Annotated in this window: 16 protein-coding genes; 9 read left to right on the forward strand and 7 right to left on the reverse strand. The window is 52.7% G+C overall.

The window, feature by feature from the left end; translation table 11 throughout:
• Nucleotides 1-90: 90 nt before the first annotated feature.
• Together V8I28_RS03460 and V8I28_RS03465 are read right to left on the reverse strand one after the other, a co-directional pair.
• The gene (locus tag V8I28_RS03460) at nt 91-1131 is read right to left on the reverse strand and encodes a zinc-binding dehydrogenase (RefSeq protein WP_341778729.1); all 1041 of its coding nucleotides are present in this window, start codon (nt 1129-1131) and stop codon (nt 91-93) included.
• Nucleotides 1132-1319: 188 nt separating this feature from the next.
• Nucleotides 1320-2198: a LysR family transcriptional regulator gene (locus V8I28_RS03465; RefSeq protein WP_341778730.1), complete on the reverse strand. Its 879-nt coding sequence runs from the start codon at nt 2196-2198 to the stop codon at nt 1320-1322.
• 123 nt (nt 2199-2321) lie between these two features.
• On the opposite strand from V8I28_RS03465, the gene V8I28_RS03470 reads away from it, so the two are divergent.
• From V8I28_RS03470 to V8I28_RS03480, 3 genes are all read left to right on the forward strand, one after another.
• Nucleotides 2322-3188, forward strand: a complete 867-nt coding sequence (locus V8I28_RS03470; protein ID WP_341778731.1) for an aldo/keto reductase — start codon at nt 2322-2324, stop codon at nt 3186-3188.
• A gap of 15 nt (nt 3189-3203) precedes the next feature.
• Nucleotides 3204-4067, forward strand: a complete 864-nt coding sequence (locus V8I28_RS03475; protein WP_341778732.1) for an aldo/keto reductase — start codon at nt 3204-3206, stop codon at nt 4065-4067.
• Between the two features lie 161 nt (nt 4068-4228).
• Nucleotides 4229-5392 carry a DUF998 domain-containing protein gene (locus V8I28_RS03480; RefSeq protein WP_341778733.1) on the forward strand — a complete coding sequence of 388 codons (1164 nt, stop codon included), beginning with the start codon at nt 4229-4231 and terminating at the stop codon, nt 5390-5392.
• A gap of 30 nt (nt 5393-5422) precedes the next feature.
• On the opposite strand, the gene V8I28_RS03485 is transcribed toward V8I28_RS03480, so the two are convergent.
• From V8I28_RS03485 to V8I28_RS03500, 4 genes are all read right to left on the reverse strand, one after another.
• A complete protein-coding gene (locus V8I28_RS03485) occupies nt 5423-5959 on the reverse strand; it encodes a hypothetical protein (protein ID WP_341778734.1) in 537 nt (178 codons plus the stop codon).
• A gap of 121 nt (nt 5960-6080) precedes the next feature.
• A complete protein-coding gene (locus V8I28_RS03490; RefSeq protein ID WP_341778735.1) occupies nt 6081-6422 on the reverse strand; it encodes an aggregation-promoting factor C-terminal-like domain-containing protein in 342 nt (113 codons plus the stop codon).
• 302 nt (nt 6423-6724) lie between these two features.
• Nucleotides 6725-7555, reverse strand: coding sequence for an undecaprenyl-diphosphate phosphatase (locus V8I28_RS03495; RefSeq protein ID WP_341778736.1), 831 nt, complete (start codon nt 7553-7555; stop codon nt 6725-6727).
• Between the two features lie 150 nt (nt 7556-7705).
• Nucleotides 7706-8617: a hypothetical protein gene (locus tag V8I28_RS03500; protein WP_341778737.1), complete on the reverse strand. Its 912-nt coding sequence runs from the start codon at nt 8615-8617 to the stop codon at nt 7706-7708.
• A 205-nt stretch (nt 8618-8822) separates the two neighbouring features.
• Here V8I28_RS03500 and map point away from each other — a divergent pair, with 205 nt between their 5' ends.
• Both map and V8I28_RS03510 read left to right on the forward strand, forming a co-directional pair.
• Nucleotides 8823-9611 (forward strand): type I methionyl aminopeptidase, encoded by a 789-nt coding sequence (map, locus tag V8I28_RS03505; RefSeq protein WP_341778738.1) that lies wholly within the window; start codon nt 8823-8825, stop codon nt 9609-9611.
• A gap of 335 nt (nt 9612-9946) precedes the next feature.
• Nucleotides 9947-11155: a multidrug effflux MFS transporter gene (locus V8I28_RS03510; protein WP_341778739.1), complete on the forward strand. Its 1209-nt coding sequence runs from the start codon at nt 9947-9949 to the stop codon at nt 11153-11155.
• Nucleotides 11156-11235: 80 nt separating this feature from the next.
• Here the strand turns inward: V8I28_RS03510 and V8I28_RS03515 are convergent, their stop codons facing one another.
• Entirely contained in the window at nt 11236-11541 is a 306-nt protein-coding gene (locus tag V8I28_RS03515; RefSeq protein WP_341778740.1) for an ArsR/SmtB family transcription factor, read from the reverse strand.
• A 157-nt stretch (nt 11542-11698) separates the two neighbouring features.
• Here V8I28_RS03515 and V8I28_RS03520 point away from each other — a divergent pair, with 157 nt between their 5' ends.
• The 4 genes from V8I28_RS03520 to V8I28_RS03535 all read left to right on the forward strand — a co-directional run bounded on the left by V8I28_RS03520 (nt 11699) and on the right by V8I28_RS03535 (nt 16744).
• Complete coding sequence (locus V8I28_RS03520; RefSeq protein ID WP_341778741.1) at nt 11699-13606, forward strand: heavy metal translocating P-type ATPase; 1908 nt, start codon at nt 11699-11701, stop codon at nt 13604-13606.
• A 219-nt stretch (nt 13607-13825) separates the two neighbouring features.
• A complete protein-coding gene (locus tag V8I28_RS03525; protein WP_341778742.1) occupies nt 13826-15283 on the forward strand; it encodes an NCS2 family permease in 1458 nt (485 codons plus the stop codon).
• A 378-nt stretch (nt 15284-15661) separates the two neighbouring features.
• Nucleotides 15662-16159, forward strand: coding sequence for an isochorismatase family protein (locus tag V8I28_RS03530; protein ID WP_341778743.1), 498 nt, complete (start codon nt 15662-15664; stop codon nt 16157-16159).
• A 111-nt stretch (nt 16160-16270) separates the two neighbouring features.
• A complete protein-coding gene (locus V8I28_RS03535; protein ID WP_341778744.1) occupies nt 16271-16744 on the forward strand; it encodes a glutathione peroxidase in 474 nt (157 codons plus the stop codon).
• Nucleotides 16745-17101: the final 357 nt, after the last annotated feature.

Here is a 17101-nt window from a genome sequence, read left to right on the forward strand (position 1 = left end):
TGGCAATCGCCGTTCAAGACTTTTTAGTCCAAAAGAAAAGCGTCAAGTTCCGGATAGTCGGAGCTTGGCGCTTTTGTCATTCAGCGGAGATTAGTCAATCACAACCAGGGACTTGATGGCTTTCCGGTCGGTCATGGCTTGGTAAGCCTCTTCAATGTTAGCCAAGGTGAATTGTTGGTTGAAGACCTTGCCGGGGTGAATGTCGCCATCCAGCACAGCTTTTAAGAGCACCTGCTTGTCGTAAGTGGTGACGGAAGCGGGACCACCGGCGATAATCGTGTTGGTGTAGAACGAGGTGGTCATATCCATCTTCGGTTCGTGAGGCAGGCCAACTCGGCCCACGATGGCACCCGGACGGGCAACCTTCATCGCCGTATCGTTGGACAATTCCGTACCGACACATTCGAGAACGGCATCCGCACCGGCACCGTTGGTTAAGTCCTTCACTTCGGCTACGGCTTCGTCGCCCCGTTCGGAGACGATATCGGTGGCGCCAAATTCAAGGGCCAGCTTTTGCCGATCGGCGTGACGGCTCATGGCAATGATCCGCTTAGCACCGCGCATTTGAGCGGCAATGACCCCGCACAGACCCACGGCACCGTCGCCGACAACGACGACGGTGTCTCCGGTCTTGACGTTAGCCACGCGAGCGGCGTGGTAGCCCGTCGCCATGACATCGGCCAGGCTCAATAGGGAATTTAACATGGCGTCGCTGTAGTCTTCGGGTTGGCCAGGAATCTTGACCAGGGCCCATTCGCCGTGTTGGAATCGAATGTATTCGGACTGAACACCACTACTGAAGTTATCGGTGTGGTTCTGGCAAACGCCGTCAAATCCGGCCCGGCAAGCGGCGCAGTGGCCACAACCGTGGGTGAATGGGGCGATGACAAAGTCGCCGGGTTTAACCGTGGTGATGTCATTTCCGACTTCTTCAACGATCCCGATGGCTTCGTGACCGGAGTTTTCGGAATGCGCCGCCTTGTCTTCTAATCCGCGGAAAGCCCACAGGTCGGACCCACAGACACAGGTCCGAACGACGTGGATAATCACGTCATCGCTGGCTTGAATCGTGGGTTTTTGAATATCTTCAACTTCAACTTTTCCAGGTTCCATAAAAATAGTAGACTTCATCTTTTGGCCTCCTAGGCTTTAATACAAAAAGTTTAAGCGTTTACACAACGTTTGTAAAGAAACGTTACTTTGGTGGGGAACCGCTGACCCCCATTTAGTTTAGCCCCATGATGGGGACTTTGTCTAATACCTATGGACTATTGGAAGCCATACGGGTTAGGCATGGAAATATACATAAGACCGCTTAGTTAAGCCGTCGCCGGCCAATTCTCCCGCAACAACCGAATCATTGGGGCCACGACCGTCTGATTAGTCGGTAAGTAAGCCGCATAGACCGGCATGTGCGCCGACTGATCGCGGATGGGTAGGCGGACGGTATTGGTCTTCGATGTATTCGTGGTGAGTAGTGGATCAAGGAATGAAAAGTTACTGTTGAAATATGGAAAGTCGGTGTACGCGCTGATTTCGCGAAAGGCTTCGCGCTGGTCCTGGTAGAGAAACTTGGCGCCCGGAATTGCCCGTTGAATGATGTCACGCCACGGACCAATGTCAGCAATGACCAGAAAACTCAGGTCCTTTAACTCGGCAAAACGAATATCAGCTTGATTGGCTTGGTACATGAACTGGTTTAGATTGACCGCGAGATTTTCGGTCCCCAGGAACTGAGTGGTGATATCTGGAGCAGTCGGCGCCTGGGACGTCAGAATTAAGGTGTAATCGCGATCCTGTAGTTTTTGAGTCAAGTCCTGATCCGTCAATAAATCCGCGGTAATCGTCGTTTGGACCGGCAATTGCGGCCGTAGGTGCTGTAGGAGCATGAGTGGTCCGGGGAGCGTGCTGCCAATGGTGAGGTGGTGTTGACTGCGCTCGAAGTTTTGGACCTTCTTAATCGCTTGGTGTTGTGCCTGCAGGAGCGCCGCCGCTTCCTGGGCAGCCAATTTACCGGTCGGTGTCAGCGTGATCCGGTTGGGCTGGCGGTCAAAGAGCCGCACACCCCAGTCGGCCTCCAGCTTCTGCATGCCACGGGTCACGGTGGGTTGGGTCACGTTGAGCTGGGCTGCCGTCTTGGCCAACGTTCCGGTCCGGGCAAAGGTCGTTAATTCCTCTAATAAATAATTATCGAGCATCCTAGAACCGCCTCCCTTAAAGTATACGTTAGTCGTATACTAGCATGAATAACTGGTAATTTTCAAGCGGGCCTTTCGCGGTTATAGTAGAGTCATTCAAGTTAAGAAAGGAACGATGATTTTATGGCAACCATACCAACGATTACGTTAAACAATGGCGTTGAAATGCCGCAACTGGGATTTGGCGTGTTCCAAGTCCCGGATCTAGCCGAGTGTGCGGCCGCCGTGACCACGGCGCTACAGGCCGGCTACCGGCTACTCGACACCGCGACCGCCTATCAGAATGAAGAGGCCGTGGGTCGCGGCATCAAGGCCAGTGGGGTTGCGCGCGACGAAATCTTTGTGACCTCGAAGCTGTGGGTCTCGGACTTCACCTACGAACGCGCCCAGCGGGGAATTGACGCCTCGCTTCAACGGCTGGGCCTGGACTATCTGGACCTTTACCTGTTGCATCAGCCCTACGGCGATACGATGGGGGCTTGGCGGGCCTTGGAAGAAGCGCACCAGGCCGGTAAGATTCGGGCCATTGGGGTGTCGAACTTCTATGCCGATCAATTGAAGAATCTCGAACTGACCATGACCGTCAAGCCCGTTATCAATCAGATTGAAGTTAACCCGTGGTATCAACAACCTAGCGAGGTCGCCTTCAATCAGAGTGAGGACGTGCGGGTTGAGGCCTGGGCGCCATTTGCGGAGGGAAAGCAGGGTATCTTCACCAACACCACGCTCCAACAGATTGCGCAGGCTCACGGGAAGACGACCGGACAGGTGATTCTTCGCTGGTTACTCCAACGCGGCATTACCGTCATTCCCAAGTCCGTCCACCGCGAACGGATCCGCGAGAACCAAGACGTCTTTGACTTCACGCTGACCCCGGCGGAAATGCAGACGATTGCGGGCTTGGACCAGGGAAAGAGCCAGTTCTTCGACCACCGCGATCCCGTCACCATCGAACAGATTTTTGGCGCAAGCTTAAAGGATTTAAAGTAAAGGAGTAGATAATAGATGACTACACCAACGATTAAATTAAACGATGGCCGGGCCATTCCGGCAATTGGCTTTGGGACCTTTCAGATTCCCAATGATGGGTCCACCTATGATGCCGTCAGCGAGGCCTTACGGGTCGGTTACCGCCACATCGATACGGCCGTAGCGTACTTCAACGAGGCCGAGGTCGGTCGCGCCATTAAAGATAGTGGGATTCCCCGTGACCAGATTTGGGTGACCAGTAAGTTGTGGCTTCAAGATTACGGCTACGAACCTGCGCAACGGGCCATCGACTTGTCGCTTGAGAAACTAGGGCTAGACTATCTGGACCTCTACCTCATTCACCAACCTTACGGCGACGTGCCCGGTGCTTGGCGGGCAATGGAAGACGCCCAACGTGCCGGCAAGTTAAAGTCGATTGGGGTCTCCAACATGACGCCGAAGATCTGGCAACACTTTGTGCCCCAATTCGACGTCATGCCGGCCGTTAACCAGGTCGAATTTAACCCGTACTTCCAGCAAAAGGCGATCCGGAAATTAATGGCGCCTGGCGATGTGAAGCTGGAAGCCTGGGCACCACTGGGACAAGGCAATCAAGTCCTCTTGCAGGAACCGGTCGTCACGCGGTTGGCGGCCAAGTACGGTAAGGACGCCGGGCAAATTATTCTGCGATTTGAACATCAGCTCGGCATCATCGTCTTTCCGAAGTCGGTCCATGCCGCGCGGATCAAGAGTAACTTGGCTATCTTCGACTTTGAATTGACCGCCGATGAGATGGCGGCCTTAACCGCCTTGGATCAGGGTAAGGGTCGGCATGATCCCGATGCTCCGGGTGTTCAGGAGATGCTATTAAATGCGTTCGACGTACACGCGGCGGACTAGGTCAACGTGAAAGTAAATAGAATTACGGTGGTGTCGGCGGCTCGTCGGCACCATTTTTAGGTTTAAGGCGACCGCAACCAAAGGAAAACGATAAACGCAGTTAATTTCCAGTCGGATTTGCTATAATTAGTGAGAATGGTTATGAAACTGTGGAGGGAAACATGAAAAGTAAGGATTTTAACTTAAAAATTCCGGCGAACATTGGCGAACAGCTCAAGCTCGATGCCGATACGCCGGTCAAATTGGTGGTAAAACGCGACCGCTTAGTCGTAGAATTCGCGGAATCGCGGCGGCGAATCTTTCAAAATCGGCTCATGTGGTGGCCGGTGATTGCCGCCTTCATCGTCAGCGTGGGGTACTACATCTTCTGTCGCTGGCAGGGGATTCGCCACCTCAAACTGTCCGGGGATAATTCACTGGCGACCGGGCTGATCGTGACCGGGGTGGTCATGGGGACGCTCCTGTTTGCCATCTTTTTTATTCGTGATCGGAATAATCCGCAGAATCACTTTACGAAGAATATTTATTGGCGAAACTTTCCGGTGATCGTGCTGTCCTTCGCGTTGATTCTCGCCCTCATCCTGGTCGGGAGCATGTGGCTACTGGGGATGCTATTTAACGGCGCCAGTTTTGACCGCATCACCGCCAGCATGATTATCTTTGTCTTCGGCGTCTTTATTAATTTAGCCATGATTTACTTCGCCCAGGCCGTGGACGCCGGTGTCTTGTCGACCGTCCTGACGCTGGTCATCATCAGTGGGGTGGTCATTTCCATGGCCGTCAATAACGAACGCTACTGGTGGCAACACAACCTGAGTTTTCTGGGGACGAGTCACGCCTCCAGCGGTTGGCAGTTCAACGCCACGCTAATCTTCTCGGCGCTTCTCATGATTGCCCTGATTGACTACCTCTTCGTGAGTCTTCAGGAATATTACCCGGGGTCACGCCGCCTGATTGTTCTGCGAATCTTGTTGACGCTGACGGCCATCAACCTGGGATTGGTGGGGGTCTTTCCCAACAATATTTCCTCACACCTGTTACATGATCAGGTCGCCAGTTTCCTGATTTACTGCGTGCTGGCCCTGATTATCGGTGTCCGGTGGTTGTTGCCGCAGATTACGAAAGAATTTCTGTACCTATCCTATGGTGTGGGGGCCGCGTTGTTCGTGGCCGAAGTCCTCTTCCGCGGGATCGGCTACTTCTCCCTGACGGCCTTTGAAATGGTGGCCTTCGTGATGGCCTTTGGCTGGTTACTGATGCTGCTGGACCGGATCGAATCCTTAATCAATGTCGGGACGGAGAGTATCATTTCATTAGAAGAATAAACGTTAGGCGGTGCCGGTGGGGCCGCCTTTTTAGGTGGCGCGATGGGTGATCACCGTCATGTTTTCGGGCATGGCCCGGACCTTGGCCGCCGCGTGATCGGCGTTGATCTGTTTGACAATCTCGCTTAGCGTGGTGGTCTTGGTCTGGTCCTGGCGGAAGGAGTGAACGATCATACTATCGTACAGCACGTGTTGATCGGTTAAGCGAAACCAATTGGGCGCCAGATTCTTGGCGTTATCTTGAATGTGTTGATCGGGCCAGACGAGGGACTTGGTCTGACCGTTACGTTGGTAGTTTTCGACCTGCCAGCCCAGCTTGAAGTCCGAGACCTCTTGCCAACGCTGGAGCTTAGCATGCTTGATGGCAAAGTAGATAATGGCGCTGTAGGTGAGTTTTCGCTGATGTTTGAGCTCACTAACGGTCAACTTGGGAGTGGGCCGCTTGCGAGTCGAGCTGGCGGTCGTGGGGGTACTGGCTTGCGAATGGTTCGGCGTCAAGCGAGGGAGCATTAGCAGGCCGACGCCCAGTAACAGGATGACGAGGCCGAGGCTAAACATTTTTTTCATGGCAATCAGTCCTTTGCATCATTTTGAGATAAAAAAAGACAGCTAAACACACTTGAGGTTTAACTGTCTGGGTCAGAAATTCAGTATGTAATTAAAACTGCCGTTAAGCAGATTCGCTGGTTTAGTACCAGTGATGACTTTGCCAGAACTTCTTGGCTTTGGTCCATGAACCGTAACGGCCACTGACGTAACGGTTAGCGGTCTTTTCCTGGTTGGCTGGTGAGTAGTCACCGTGCAAGTAGGACTTCAGAAGTTGGTAACGACCGTAACATTTGCCGTTACGTGCCGTGTAATTGTAGCCAGATTCGCGCTTAGCGATCCAGTTCTTCGCTGCTTTTTGTTTTTTAGAAAGGCCAGCGTTAATCTTAGCAATCTTCTTCGCTTGACTCGCGGATACTCGGGATGAGGCTTGGGCAGTCGTAGTCTGTTCAGGAACTAAGCTTGACGTAACGTCGGTCACCATGCCGAATGAAAAGCCAAATAAAAGTAAAAGTGAAGCAAATTTAATTGTAAGTTTTGATTTCGACATTTTTTTAATCTATCCAATCTGTTTTCTTAATACTTAACAGCATACCTGAGAAGTATTGCAATTTAGTTACTGTGTAGTTAAAAGGCTGTCACATTTGATTGCAGATTGTTGCAAATTCATTTATCCAGCGCTTTCAAACGTATAACGCAGAGCCTAAATCCAGATTGGTGGGCATTTGGGTCGCTAATTACCCGCAAGTATTGATTAATTGATGACCAAATTTTCTGTGGTGCAAGTCAGTGGTTGATGAAGCCAAAATACAAGATGACGATGGCGCCTAAAACGATCCGGTACCAGCCGAATAGCTTAAAGTCGTTGTGGCGAATGTAGTTCAGTAAGAACTTAATGGCGAGGTAGGCGACCACGAAGGAGACGATGACACCGGTCAGCAGGACCAAAATTTGACTGCCGGTAAAGCTGTTGCCGTGGAGAAAGTATTTGAGAATTTTGAGTAACGAGGCGCCAAACATGGTCGGAATGGCCAGGAAAAAGGAAAATTCGGTCGCCACGAAACGGGAGGTGCCGATCAGGATGGCCCCGAGAATGGTCGCTCCGGAGCGCGACGTACCGGGAACCATCGACAAAATCTGAAAGACGCCGATAAAGAGGGCGACCGTCACGGGAAGCTGGTTAAGGTCGTTGAAATGGGCCGTCTGATGCCGATTGTAGGTCTCGATCACGATGAAGAGGATGCCGTAGACAATCAGCGTGGTGGCAATTACCTGCCAACTGGTCAGGTGAGCCTCCATCCAGTCGTTGAGTGGCAGGCCCACGATGACCGAAGGCAAAACGGCGAGGATCACTTTGAACCACAGCGTCCACGTTTGATGGCGCTCGAGTCGATCCTTGCTGGGGGCCCAAGGGTTAAGTTTATTGAAATAGAGGACGACCACGGCGAGAATCGCGCCGAGCTGAATGACCACCATGAACATATTGATAAAGGCTGTCGGTTCCTGTAGTTTGACGAATTCGTCGGCCAGGTAGAGGTGACCGGTGGAACTAATGGGTAAGAATTCCGTGATCCCCTCGATAATCCCGAGGATGGCGGCTTTTAGAATGTCTAACACGTTAAGACCCCTTTGATTGTAGTTGGCAAGGCTGGTAGCTTCCAGCATACAGGCATGATGTAAAGGCAACGTGTGGATTACGTAAAAATTCTGTAAAATGAAAAGGTGACGTCTTCCTTTCAGAAGTCGTCACCTTGATGTGCAGGTTGTTTAGTTATTTTCCGAGGCCAAGCCGGTCAATGCCGCGAGCTTGCGGTAGGCAAAGGTCGCACCCAGGAAGAAGCAGGCGGCCAGGGTTGCCGCGATGGGTAAGGTGTGAAACATATTGGCGGGTAGGACCAGCGCCAGAAGGGGGAAGGCGTAGGCGGCCGGTAGCTTGATGCGCAAGAGCTGCAGGAACACGAATACCGACGGGAGCGTCACCAGCGTGGCCAGCAGCCATGAGCCAATGACTAGGTGAACCAGCACGCCGATGGTCGCCGCGCCACCCAAGGCGATGATGTGTTTGAGCGCGAGTTTCCCGCTGTAACTGCTCTTCTGTGAGACTTCAAAGAAGACGACGAGTACCGGCGGAATCCCGGCCATCTGAGGATAACCGGCGAGCCAAACGGCCCCGATCCAGATGGCGGCGGCCAACACGAAGCCCAGCATGTGCTGGTAGTGAAGGGGTTGGCCCGCGGGTTGCCCCTTGTAGTGGCCCTGTAAAAGCACGCCCACCATCAGCGTCAGGGTAAAGGCGAAGATGGCAAGGATAAAGGACCAGTGTGTGGCGTTGATGATAATAGGTAGCAGGCCGGTCGCAAAGGACGGGGCCAGCGTTGAGCGCAGCACGTTGAGGAGTAACAGAATGAACAGCAGCGTGATCCCCACTTTTTCCGGATAGCTGATGGGCAATTGATTGACGACGAAGCCAATCACCGCGGTGCCGGAAGGGGCGAGAAAGATTTTAAAGGGTTGACTGACCCAGGTGGGATTGTGATAAATCCACATCCCCGCCGTCAGCGCACCAATTTCGGGTAGAATAATTTCATAATCGTTGAGCCAAGTGGCGATGCCAACCATCGTCAGGACGAGGGCGAAGCCGATAAAGTAGTCGCGGACGTCACGTTTCGTAAGTGCCATGGGGCACCTCCTTGTTGTTTTTTTAAAATTACCTGAAACACGGCAAAAACGATTGTAACACGTTTCAATAAAATATTCAGGTCTGAAAAGCCATTGAAAACGGTGTCATTAGGCGCTTGCCATGACTAATTTTTAGGTTGAAGCGTCCGCCCAGTAGGGTATACTGAAAACAACACTAAAATGGAGACAACTATCAGGAGGCAACATGATTTCTTTAAAATCAACACGCGAAATTCAGGGCATGCAGGCAGCCGGCGATATTCTCGCTGGATTGTTTCACGCCCTGAGCGATTACATCAAGCCGGGGATAACGACCTGGGATATTGACCACTTCTCTTACCAGTACATTGTTGACCACGATGCGACGCCGGGCGAATTGAACTTCGAGGGCTATCAGTACTCGACCTGTGTGAGCGTCAACGCGGTTATCTGTCATGGTTGTCCCAGCAAGGACGTCCTGATCAAGGCCGGCGATCTCATCAAGGTGGATACCGTCATCGACTACCATGGCTACTTGAGCGATGCCTGCCACGCCTTTGTAGCGGGTCAGCCTTCCGCGGAAGTTCAGAAATTAATGGACGTCACGCTGAAGGCACTGTATTTGGGCATTGACCAGGCCGTTGTCGGCAATCGAATCGGCGATATTGGCTTTGCCATTCAGGATTACGCCGAGAACCAGATGGGGTACGGCGTGGTGCGCGACTACATTGGTCACGGCATCGGCCCGACCATGCACGAAGATCCCGACGTCCCGCACTACGGCAAGGCCGGTCACGGCACGCGACTGAAGGCGGGGATGACGATTACCATCGAACCCATGATTAATGTGGGCGATTGGGGTTGTAGCGCGCCGGCCGATGATGGCTGGACCATTTCAACGATTGACGGGAGCCTGAGCTGCCAATACGAGCACACCATCGTGATTACGACGGATGGGCCGAAGATTCTGACGTCATTTGACCATGAGCTGGATGCACCCTATTTATTGAAATAACCGTAAATGACTAAAGGGTGAAAGTAGAATAACCACGCTGATTCCCGTGACGGCGGTGTTCTGTCCACTAAAATTAGTGAAACCAGGAACCTGCACCTGCCAGGACTTACGCAAGGGTCTAGGATGTTTTGTCCTAGGCCTTTTGGTGGATAAAGGTCGATGTTTAGGCGCCGATTCGGCCAGCCACGCTTGACAACGCCATGAATTTCCCGTAGTGTGAAACGCAGCTTAACAGAAAGGGGTGACCATCCATGACGCTACAAACGCTAATGGCCTGCGTCCCCGCAGACGGTCAAGGACGTTTTTCCTCAAAGTAAATTCTAAGGAGAAATATGATGAAAAACGTCCGTCCATCGGTCCCCTCATTGGGATTGATGATTACACTCGTGGGATTTCCACAAATCAGCGAGTCAATCTTTACCCCGGTGTTACCGCAACTACGCCGGGCCTTTGCGGTGAGCGCCAATCAAGTGCAGCTCACCATGAGTACCTACTTTGTCGCCTTTGCTCTGGGTGTCCTGATGTGGGGGCAGCTGGCCGATAGGTGGGGTCGACGACCGGCCATGCTAGCCGGCATCGTCGTTTATTTGTTGGGAAATGTTGGCTTATTGCTGAGCCCGCAGTTTCTCACCTTACTGGGGTGGCGATTGGTCCAAGCACTCGGCGCGAGTGCCGGGTCAGTGGTGACCCAGACGATCATGCGCGAAAGCTTTAGCGGCGTGAGTGGCGCAAAGATTTTTGCCAAAACGAGTGCCGCGATGGCCCTGGCTCCGGCCTTGGGTCCCTTGATTGGTGGGATCATGCAAACCTACTTTGGCTACCGCAGCGTCTTCGCCACCCTGGTCACCATGGCCGTGGCGGTGGGGCTGTACGCTCTGAGTCGGCTACCCGAAACGCAGACTAGCCGACCACCCCGACTTCGTCAGTGGCGCGTCGTTCGCCGCCTATTGACCGATCCCGTTGTCTGGGGCTACGGGCTACTCATTGGCGGTATTAATGGCGTCTTGTTCAGCTATTACGCCGAGGCGCCGTTTATCTTCATGACCCATTTTGGCTATTCGGCCGTCCGATACGGTTGGCTGGGCTTGGTCTTGGCCGGTGCTAGTCTCCTCGGCGCCTTGTTGGTCAATCGGTTCCTGAACGTTTGGACGCCGGAGCAAGTCGCCCTCGGGGGTCTCGTCTTCAGTAGCTTGGCGAGTGCTGGCCTGGTGGCGGCCGCCTATTGGCAGCAGGCAACGCTGATGATTGTCAGCATTTTTCTAACGTTCCTCGGTCTTAACGTGACCTTACCCAACGCCTTGAATCGCGCGCTAGTGGGGTATGAGACGATCATGGGGAGTGCGAGTGGTTGGTTTAGCCTCGGCTACTACCTGCTGGTCAGCGCGCTGACGTATGGGATGAGCTGGCTGCATAACGGAATGGTTCAGACCCTGCCGTGGTATATGGCGGGATTGAGCTGCGGGATGTTGGTGATTTTTGTCTTACTCGTGCGCTCGCGGCGGCGTGAAAATCAGGAAAGCCTGTGCTTCACTGAGAATGATTAGTTTAGCGCTCAGTGCGAACCGCCTAATTAAATCGTAAAATAAAAACCGATCTCATCGCTGAGGTCGGTTTTCTTGTGAGCTTATTCGTGGATATGCGCCTTAACCAATTCGAAAATTTCAAAGATATGTTCGTCGGCCAGGGTGTACTTGATAAATTTACCATCGCGTTCGCCCACCACCAAGCCGGCCTGACGGAGGGTCTTGAGTTGATGGGAGACGGCCGATTGGGAAACGTCCATGACCGCCGTAATCTCGCTGACGGTCCGGCTACTTTGGTACAGTAGCGAGAGAATCTGATAGCGCGTGGCATCGCCGAACGTCTTGAAGAGGTCGACGCTTTTTTGAATTTCCGCGGTTGTCGGGAGCTGTGTCTGTTGTTTTTCCATATTCATCACCATGGCTTTCATTTTACCATAAAAGGCCGCCGTGAGTTTGTCCACTTTGACAGTTGACACCAGGATTAGATATGTTATGATGAAGCCATACATATGAGCGAACATTCATATAAACGGTGATTCATTTTTAGTCTGGGAGGCGAGTACGATGCGGGAATATTTAAAATTAGCGGAAACCAAACGTAACTTAGCCATGATTCTGGGGAGCATCAGTCTACTACTCATCGCCACTTTCGTACCTTTTGTGAAAGCGGTTACAATTGGGCTATACCTGTTGGCCTATCTGTTAGTGGGTGGCCCGATCTTAGTGGCGGCCGTTCGTGACTTATTTACGGGGAAACTCTTCGGGGAGGCGTTTTTGATGACGGTGGCCACGGTCGGCGCGCTCGCCATCCGACAATACCCCGAGGCCGTAGCGGTCATGCTCTTTTACCGCATCGGCGAGTTCTTCCAAGACTCCGCCGTTAGCAAGTCGAAGCGCTCGATTACGGACCTCCTGAAGATTCGGCCCGATTACGCCAATCTCGTGGTCAACGGTCATACCCAGCAGATCGCCCCAGATCAGGTTCGGGTCGGCGATACGCTTATCGTCCGGCCGGGAGAAAAGATTCCCGCCGATGGGACCGTTACGAGTGGGGAAACGTATCTGGATACCAAGGCGTTGACCGGTGAAACCAAGCCGGCTTTGGTCGGCGTGGGGGACCAGGCCTTGAGTGGGACCATCGTCAGCAATGGCGTGATTGAACTTCGGGTAGAAAAGGCCTACGCGGATTCGACCGTGGCCAAGATTTTAGAATTGGTGCAGGATGCCACGACGAAGAAGACCAAGACGGAGAATTTTATTACCAAATTCGCGCGGGTCTACACACCGGTAGTCGTTGGCATGGCCGCCTTACTGGCCATTGTGCCGCCGGTTTTCTTCGGCCAACCCTTCAACGATTGGCTGTACCGGGCGCTGATCTTCTTAGTCATCTCCTGTCCGTGTGCGTTGGTCATTTCCGTTCCGTTGAGTTATTTTGGCGGGATTGGTGCGGCGTCGCGGGCCGGCGTACTGATTAAAGGTAGCAATTATTTGGAAGCCTTGAATCAAGTCAAGACGGTCGCCTTTGACAAGACCGGGACGTTGACGCGGGGTGAATTTGCCGTAGTCAATGTCGCTCCGGTTACGCTGAGCAAGTCGGCGTTAATCCAATTGGCGGCTACGGCCGAAGTTGCCTCGCCCCATCCCATCGCTAAGTCAATCGTGGCCTTGGCCGGACTGTCGGCCGATTCGCAGCAGTCCGCAGAGGAATTGGTCGGTCTGGGCGTCAAAGCCAGCAGTGACGGGCAACCCCTGTACGTGGGCAACGCCAAGCTGATGCGCCAGGTTGGCGTCACACAAGACCTGCCGCAGAGTACCACAGGGACCATGGTTTACGTGGCGCTAGCCGGTCAGTACCAGGGGGCCATTGAGGTCGCCGATGCGATCAAAGAAGCCACGATTCCCGCGCTGGCGGCCCTGAAGCAGACGGGCGTCCGGCAAACGGTCATGTTGACCGGGGACAATCGTCAGGTCGGCCAAGCCGTGGGCGATCAGATTAAGATTGACGCGGTTAAGGCGGAATTGTTGCCGCAGGATAAGGTGGCCGAAATGGGGAAGCTTAAGGCCGACCTCGGGGCCAAGGAAAAACTGGCCTTCGTGGGCGATGGTCTCAACGACACGCCGGTGTTGGCCAGTGCCGATGTCGGGATTGCCATGGGGGCCTTGGGTTCCGATGCTGCCATCGAATCGGCGGACATTGTCTTGATGAACGATGATCCGCTGGCGATTCCCCGGACGATGACCATTGCCAAACAAACCAAGCAAATTGTGTGGGAGAATATTATCTTTGCTCTGGGGATTAAGCTGTTGTTCCTGACGCTGGCCGCCCTAGGTATTACGACCATGTGGTGGGCCGTTTTCTCCGACGTGGGGGTCACGCTAATCGCTGTGCTCAACACGTTACGCCTGTTGCTGATTGGCCGTCAGGATCGCCCGCAGAAGGTGCAGAAGACGTTGGCTAAGGTCAGTGGGTAAGTTGAATTTAAGTTGAATACAGGAAACGCCGTAAGACCAACTTGGTTTTACGGCGTTTTTTATGTTGTCGGGGCACAGTTAATTAACCAAAAATCAGTTAAGTTCGTTTATCGTATATTTTCCTTGGCTTTTCCCGGTCACTCTGGTATAGTTCTTCTTGTAAAGACCGATATTATTGTTTATAGTTATTTTAATGTTCGCATTTAGGAGGAACCCATTGTGGATAAGTTCTTTAAGCTTAAGGAGTCAGGCACCACCGTTGGCACCGAGATTGGCGCCGGCGTGACGACCTTCTTCGCGATGTCTTACATTCTGTTCGTTAATCCGCAAATTCTGGGCCAGACAGGGATGCCGCAACAGGCCGTCTTTCTGGCCACGATTATCGCCTCGGTGGCGGGAACCTTGGTCATGGGGCTGTTTGCCAACGTGCCGTATGCCCTGGCTCCCGGGATGGGGCTGAACGCCTTCTTCACTTATACCGTGGTGATGGGACTCGGCTTCACCTGGCAACAGGCCCTGGCGTTGGTCTTCTTTTGTGGAATCATTAACATTATCATCACGGTCACTAAGATTCGGAAGATGCTGATTTCGGCGATTCCGGTTAATCTCCAGCTCGCGATTAGTGGTGGGATTGGTGCGTTTATCGCCTACGTGGGATTGAAGAATGGGAACTTTCTCAATTTCACCAGTGACGCCAGCAGCTTACTGACGGTTAACGGCAAGGCCTTCAATGCCACGCAGGAAACGTTTCGGCATGGGATCAGTTCCGTGGTCACCAACGGGAGCATCACGCCGGCCTTGGCCGTGTTCAATTCGCCAGCGCTGATTCTCGCGGTGATTGGGTTGGTCATAACCGTGATTTTTAAGGTTCGTAAGGTACCGGGCGCTCTGTTAATTGGAATTTTGACGACCACCGTGATCGGTATTCCGATGGGCGTGACGAACCTACATCTGGCCAGCGATTATTCGATTGGCGCCTCCATTCACGAGTTGGGGACGACCTTCCTAGCGGCATTTTCCGCCGAGGGGATGGGGTCGTTATTCTCCCAGCACAACCGCGTGATTCTGGTTCTGATGACGATTCTTTCGTTCAGTCTGTCCGACACGTTTGACTCCCTGGGAACTTTCATCGGAACGGGACGTCAGACTGGAATCTTCTCCGGGAAACGGGAGCTCGAACTGGAGGCCCAGCCCGGATTCAAGTCGAAGCTAGACAAGGCTCTCTTCGCGGATTCGATTGCGACCGGGGTGGGATCGATCTTCGGGACCTCGAACCTGACGACCTACGTTGAAAGTTCGGCGGGGATTGGCGCCGGTGGTCGAACGGGGCTGACCAGCGTGGTCGTTTCCGTGCTGTTCCTGCTGAGTTCGTTGGCATCGCCGCTATTGTCGATTATCCCGACGGCGGCAATTGCCCCATCGCTGATTCTGGTCGGCATTATGATGATGAGTTCCTTCAGCCAGATTCCGTGGCACGACTTTGGGGAGGCCATTCCGGCGTTCATGACGGCCTTCATCATGGCGTTTGCCTACAACATTACCTATGGGATTGCTGCGGGGTTCATCTTCTACTGCCTGGTCAAGACGGTGGAAGGCAAGGCGAGAGAGGTTCACGGTTTGATTTGGATCGTGTCGGCACTGTTCGTGATTAACTTCGCCGTGTTGGCCTTTGTTTAGGCGCACTTTCGATAGTTGATGGTGATTTAGAAAATGCTGCGTGCCGCCGCAGAAACTGTTGAAGTTGCGAATGGCCGCAGAGATAGTCAATTTATCAGGGTATGTTGGGAGCAGATCGGTGTTGGCCGATCTGCTCCTTTTATTTCGAGATGAGAATAGAGTAGGATTTGTTAACTTGAGAAGATGTTGTTTATTTGAACTATAATTAGCTGAACATAGCACGGTGATTTTGAAGTTGTTCGTTCATCCGGTTAACGTTTAAATGCCGATTAGGTTCAAAAATACCGGTCGCAGAGTGGTTCGGCGCACCCTGAGTGATGAAATTTTAAGGGAAGCGTGCTACACTCAAAACAACTAATGACCGAAAGGGTGACGACCATGCCACAGGCAGATGTACTATTAGTGATTGACGTTCAGACCGGATTGAATCAGGCCGCAGGTTACGCGGAGCTGGTTGACCGAATCAATGAGCGCCTCGATATTTATCATGATGAGGAACGGCCGGTAATCTTTATGCAGCATACCGATGACGAGTTGCCGTATGGTAGCGATGCCTGGCGGCTGGATTCGCGCTTACACCGACAACCGGAGGATACCGTCTTCCTCAAATATCATTCGGATTCCTTCTACGAGACGGGGCTGGCCGAACGGCTACGGCATATTTCGGCGGAGAGTGTCGAAATTTGTGGACTCCAGACGGAATATTGTGTAGATACGGCCTTTCGGGTGGGGCATGACCGGGGCTTTGACATGATTACCATTTCTGGAATGAGCACGACCTTCGACACACCAGAATTGCCAGCAGCGGTAATTCGGCGGCATCACGAAGGAATTTGGAATGGGAGTTTTGCGACCGTTTATCAAGCCGTTGAATAACTAGTCTTTGAAATCAATTGGTGTATAATTTAGTTATGCACAATTGACTAAAATAGCGACCTGGTCACGCGACCGGGAATCAATCGCTATTCTTTAGAAGGGGCGTTTTCAATGACAACCATTTACGATTTTTCGGAGACCGAGATGAGCGGTCGAACCATTGATTTTGAGGCTTACCGCGGCAAGGTCGTACTCATCGTCAACACGGCCAGCAAGTGTGGCCTAGCGCCGCAGCTTGAAGGAATTGAAGCCCTGTACAAGCGGTACCATGAGCAAGGCTTAGAGGTGCTGGGCTTACCGTCCAATCAGTTTCACCAGGAACTCGATTCGGATGAAGCCACTAGTGACTTTTGTCAAATGCACTACGGGGTCACGTTTCCCATGACCAAGCAGGTGCGCGTCAACGGCGAGGCCGAAGATCCTCTGTTCACGTATCTCAAGGCAACCGCCGGGCACGGTCGGATTAAGTGGAACTTCACGAAGTTCTTGATTGGGCGGGATGGCCAACTGATTGACCGTTTTGCGCCAATTACCAAGCCGGAGGCCCTTGAGGCCCCAATCGTTCAAGCGTTGGAAGCGAAGTAAATTAAAGGTTGAAAGTAGAATTAACGCGCTGCTTCCCGTAACAATCGTGTTCTGTTCACTAAAATTAGTGAAACCAGGAGCCTGCGTCTGTCAGGAATTCCGCCTGCTATGGGGGACACCTCCAGCCTGGGAAGCGGGCTTCCGGTTCGCTTGGAAGCCTTGTAAAACCCACAAGTCTTCCAAGTCGCCCCACGCTGTAAGCTGAGAAAGAACCTCAGCTAACACCGTCGACACAGCTGGCTCCATCCCTGGCGATCTCCGGCGGGCATGATTTCTATCTTTCAACCTTTAAAAGTAAATCAAAAAGGTGTTGATGACCAGCTAGAAGCCGGCGATCAACACCTTTTTTGGTGCACT

Source organism: Levilactobacillus sp. HBUAS70063, from assembly GCF_038374745.1.
In the GTDB taxonomy this organism is placed as follows: domain Bacteria; phylum Bacillota; class Bacilli; order Lactobacillales; family Lactobacillaceae; genus Levilactobacillus.